Source organism: Shigella sp. FC1967 (genome assembly GCF_001743005.1).
Lineage (GTDB): Bacteria > Pseudomonadota > Gammaproteobacteria > Enterobacterales > Enterobacteriaceae > Proteus.
The window spans coordinates 1-5,174 of record NZ_MIIZ01000666.1; the positions used below are offsets into that span (position 1 = coordinate 1).

Below are 5,174 nucleotides of genomic sequence, written 5' to 3' on the forward strand. Positions count from 1 at the left end.
AAAGCCCTCTTGCTATGTGGCAGGCACTTTATGTGAAAGAACAACTACAACTTACTCATCCAGGTTTAGTCGTTGAATTAGTACCGATGGTCACTAAAGGTGACATCATTTTAGATACACCTTTAGCAAAAGTAGGTGGCAAAGGGCTATTTGTAAAAGAGTTAGAACTTGCTCTACTTGAATCACGTGCAGATATTGCCGTTCACTCTATGAAAGATGTTCCTATTGATTTTCCTGAAGGCTTAGGATTAGTGACTATTTGTGAACGGGAAGATCCTCGTGATGCCTTTGTCTCTAATCATTATGATTCTTTAGAAGAACTACCTGCGGGTAGCATTGTAGGAACATCCAGTTTACGCCGCCAATGTCAATTAAAAGCACAGCGCCCAGACCTAATTATTCGTGATTTGCGAGGTAATGTAGGGACTCGCTTAGGGAAATTAGATAATGGCGATTATGATGCGATTATCCTTGCTGTTGCTGGCTTAAAACGCCTAGGTCTTAACGAGCGGATCCGCACGCCATTATCTGCTGAGCAATCTTTACCCGCCGTTGGGCAAGGCGCAGTGGGAATTGAATGTCGCTTAGATGATAAGGAAACTCGCCAACGCTTAGATGCCCTCAATCACTCACGCACTGCAATTTGCGTTAAAGCAGAGCGTGCAATGAATACTCGCCTTGAAGGCGGTTGCCAAGTTCCTATTGGAAGCTATGCCATTTGGCAAGATGACAAAATTTGGTTGCGGGCTTTAGTCGGTTCTCCTGATGGCAAAACTATTTTACGTGGCGAACGTTTAGTCACGCCAGATAACGCTGAAACTGCAGGTATCTCATTAGCTGAAGAGCTTTTTAGATAAAGGGGCTCGCGCGATTTTAACGGCAGTGTATCAAGGTAGCACACCTGCATGAGTATTTTAGTTACTCGCCCCAACCCAGCAGGAAAGGCATTAGTCCAGCGTTTAATTAATGCAGGGCAAACAGCTTTTCAAGCACCTTTGATAGAGATCACCGCAGGTCGTGAACTCCCTTTATTAAATGCTAAACTAACAGGATTAAGGGCGGGTGATTGTGTATTTTTACTTTCTAAAAATGCGGTGTCATACGCAAACTGGCAACTAAATCAATTACAGCAATCATGGCCAGATACGCTATCCTATTATGGAATAGGTCAAAGCACAGCGAAAGATTTCCAACATTTAAGCAGTCTTCCAATTTGCTACCCTGAGCAAGGAGAAACCAGTGAAGATCTTCTTGACCTTCCTGCGCTTAATCAGGTGAAAAACAAGCAAATATTACTGCTGAGAGGTAACGGTGGTCGTGATTTACTCGCAACAACATTGAGTCAACGAGGCGCAATTGTTGATGAATGCGAATGTTACCAACGCCTATTTATTAATTATTCCCCCGAAGACTTTGCGCTTCAATGGGAAAAAGCACAGGTTGATACGCTTGTTGTCACTAGCGGTGAAATGTTACAACAACTCTTTGATCTGGTCGCTGAATCTAAAAAAGCATGGCTGTTAAACTGCCATTTATTTGTGGTTAGTGAACGATTAGCAACAATAGCAAAAACATTAGGGTGGGAAACCGTCACCGTTGCTGAAAGTGCCAATAATGATGCTTTATTTCATGCATTAATACAGAACCTAAATGAGACGCCGATATGACGGAACAGAAAAATACAAATGATAATGACTTGCCAAAAGATGCAGCTAAAGCTGATGAGAATGTCCGCTATCAGGAAGTCAAACCTGTTAATAACAAGCGCTCAGGCCTAATTGGAAGTGCTGTTGCAATCCTTGTTATTTTGGCAATCGGTGGTGGTCTTTACTATTACACCAATCAACAAGCATCAAAGCTGAGTGTAGAAAATCAATCACTCAAATCTGAGCTTGCCCAATTACAACAACGCCAAAATACTTATCAACAACGCTTTGACAATATTGATAGTATGTTTAACTCACAAAAGCAGACTATCGATAAGTTACAACACGAGCGCCAAACGACAGAGCGCCAAATTCAAGATCTACAAACACGCTTTGCTGCTATTTCCAGTGCAGATGTCAAAAGTTGGCTATTAGCACAAGCCGATTTTATGGTGAAAATGGCAGGTCGTAAGTTATGGAATGATCAAGATGTTGTGACCGCGGTAAGTCTACTAAAAGGTGCGGATAGTAGCTTAGCGGAAATGAACGATCCGAGTTTACTTGAGATCCGTCGTGCTATTAATGAGGATATCAGCAGTTTAGCTGCTCTCACCAAAATTGATAATGATGGCATCATTTTACAATTAAACCAGTTAGCAAATCAGATTGATAATCTCCGTTTAGCCGGTTTGGAGCGTAACGGCTCACCCATGGATAAAAACGACGAAACCATTTCTGGTTCACTTTCTGATTGGAAACAGAATCTCAGCAAAAGTTGGAAAAGCTTTATGGATGATTTTATTACCATTCGTCGTCGTGATACCGCAGCCGTTCCTTTATTAGCACCGAATCAAGATGTCTACCTACGTGAGAATATCCGTTCACGTTTATTAATTGCTTCTCAAGCAGTACCTCGTCACCAAACTGAAACTTATCAGCAATCACTGGAAGCTGTATCCACTTGGGTACGTGCTTATTTTGATACTTCAGATCCAAGTACAACTGCATTTTTAGATACGATATCTGAATTAGAAAAACAGCCTATTACGCTTGCAATGCCATCAGAATTGAAGAGCCCGATACTGCTAGAAAAACGTGTAGAAAAGCAAATCCGCAATTTACTGGCTCAAAATGAATACGCAGAGCCACAAGTTGCAGAAGCCCAAGATGCTCAAGCAGTAGACGTTGAACATAATGCATCAGAAAGCATACAAGATGCCGCTGCTGATAGTACAGCGGTTGATGCACCCGTAACACAACAAGGAGAATAAGTTTATGTTAAAAATACTGCTCCTTTTTGTCGTGCTTATTGCGGGCATCATTTTTGGCCCACTATTGGCTGGTCATCAAGGTTATGTGCTTATACAAACTGATGATTGGGATATCGAAACCAGTGTGACTAGCCTTGTCATTATATTTATTTTACTGCAATTAGCCCTACTACTGATTGGTTGGGGTTATCGTCGCTTTATTGGTACAGGCTCAAAAGCATATAGTTGGTTTTCTTTCCGTAAACGTAATCGGGCACGCAAACAAACTAGCATGGCATTAATGAAATTAGCGGAAGGTGATTTTAAAGAAGTTGAAAAAACTGATGAGCCGTAATGCAGATTATGCAGAACAACCTGTTGTAAACTACCTATTAGCTGCTGAAGCCGCACAACAGCGAGGTGATGAATTCCGAGTTCAACAACATCTTGAACGCGCAGCTGAGCTTGCTGATACTAATCAGCTCCCAGTTGATATCACACGAGTGCGTATTTTATTAGCACAAAATGAAAATCATGCAGCGCGTACTGGCGTTGATGAATTATTAAATCAAGCCCCCCGCCATCCAGAAGTGTTACGTCTTGCCGAGGTTGCTTATACACGAACAGCGGCTTGGCAAGCATTACTTGATATCATTCCTTCCATGCAAAAAATTGCATTACACACGGATGATGAACTAGAACAATTACGCCAAAAAGCTTATATCGGAATTATGGGACAGAAAATGTCCGAAAATGGCTGTGATGGGCTGAAAAACTGGTGGAAAGCACAGCCTCGTAAAGTACATCATGATAATGCATTGCGTGTTGTGTTGGCTGAACACCTTATCGAGTGCAACGATCCAAATACGGCTCAAACGATCATCTTAGACGGTATTAAACGTCAATATGATGAGCGTTTGATCTTACTCTTGCCTCGTTTAAAAAATACAGATACCAATGTTATTGTAAAAGTGCTTAATACATTAATTAAACAACATGGACCAACCCCATTACTCAATAGCACATTAGGTCAGATAGCAATGCAACAAGGGCAATGGGCTCAAGCTGAAGAGGCATTTCGTAATGCGTTAAAACAACGTCCTGATGTTCATGACTTTGCGTGGCTTGCTGATGTATTAGATAAACAGAAAAAATCTGAAGAGTCGGCGAAAGTGCGTAAAGATGCTTTATTAATGACACTGAAAAAGGATTCAGTCATTTTTGAAGAGCCTAAAAAAAGTCAATAAACTCAATCAATAATAAACGCGATCATAATCAGATTGATCGTCAGATTAAAAGCCCTCTTTATATTGAGGGTTTTTTATTTGATTTAAAAGCCATATTGAAATAACAGCACCACTTCTGCACATAAAGTCAAAAAGACATACACCCAAGCAATACGATAAAAACGAGTGGGTATTCCTTTCTCATTTTCTTGCTTAAATGACAGGTAATGTTTTCTCGCTTGATAAAACACGATGATATAAATCAGTGCAATCCCCTGACAAAGAAAAGCCACATATTTAGCCCATGATTTCCCCCCAACAATGAGCATAATAAGCGGGATCAAAAAGAACAATAATGGACCAAATTTCTCTATAAGAAAGAGTTTTTCTTGTGCAAGATATGCTTTTTGCTTATTTATCATATTGATAATATTTCCAATCTACCCTTGCACTGGATAATAGCGTGATAATGCAGTGAACACAAAATAGCTGTCTATTAATAGATAAAAAAAACGCCTGCATAAAAATATACAGGCGTATAAATATACAATCAGGTCTACAGACGGATGGTGCCTCACTCAACGTTTCGTCCTGTTGATGATGAATGATGTTCATCGTTAACGTGGACGTAGGCACCGAATAATCGGCTCTGCATCATTCCTAGGTTTATGAAGCCATATGCTGTCATAAGGAGTGGAATGAGCATCTACACTATACATACTGCATGTAACGTGCCAATTTTTTCATTTTTTATTAAAAATATCCCTTATCTCTAAAATGAATAATGTAACGTATTGAATTTTAGTTTTTCTTTCCAACTTTACTCATTTTTAATAATAAAGAAGCTATGGTCTGTACTTTCACCATGCTATTGCTAAATAAAAAAAGAAAATATAGGGTCTTATAATACGTCTCTTTTTTCACGACAAGAAAACACATCAAATATTTAATTATTTAAAATCAGCATGTTATATGTCTCCTATTGGCGACATTTAAAAAATAGAGAGTGTTGGCATTTACCGACAAATAAAATAAAGTTCTTATATTTCATG

The 5,174-nt window shown here is 39.6% G+C and carries 3 protein-coding genes and 2 pseudogenes; 4 read left to right on the forward strand and 1 reads right to left on the reverse strand.

The window, feature by feature from the left end:
• From hemC to hemY, 4 genes and pseudogenes are all read left to right on the forward strand, one after another.
• Positions 1 to 909, forward strand: a pseudogene (hemC, locus tag BHE89_RS09185) (hydroxymethylbilane synthase); the annotation flags it as partial.
• The gene (gene hemD / locus BHE89_RS09190; RefSeq protein WP_069369906.1) at positions 906 to 1,667 is read left to right on the forward strand and encodes a uroporphyrinogen-III synthase; all 762 of its coding nucleotides are present in this window, start codon (positions 906 to 908) and stop codon (positions 1,665 to 1,667) included. The pseudogene hemC and the gene hemD, both read left to right, overlap by 4 nt.
• On the forward strand, positions 1,664 to 2,917 hold the full coding sequence (hemX, locus tag BHE89_RS09195) for a uroporphyrinogen-III C-methyltransferase (RefSeq protein WP_069369907.1): 1,254 nt from the start codon (positions 1,664 to 1,666) through the stop codon (positions 2,915 to 2,917). The genes hemD and hemX overlap by 4 nt, the downstream gene beginning before the upstream one ends.
• Positions 2,918 to 2,921: 4 nt before the next feature.
• Positions 2,922 to 4,143 (forward strand): annotated as a pseudogene (gene hemY / locus BHE89_RS09200) (protoheme IX biogenesis protein HemY).
• An 83-nt stretch (positions 4,144 to 4,226) separates the two neighbouring features.
• On the opposite strand, the gene BHE89_RS09205 reads toward hemY, so the two are convergent.
• A complete protein-coding gene (locus BHE89_RS09205; RefSeq protein ID WP_069369909.1) occupies positions 4,227 to 4,544 on the reverse strand; it encodes a hypothetical protein in 318 nt (105 codons plus the stop codon).
• Between the last annotated feature and the right edge of the window lie 630 nt (positions 4,545 to 5,174).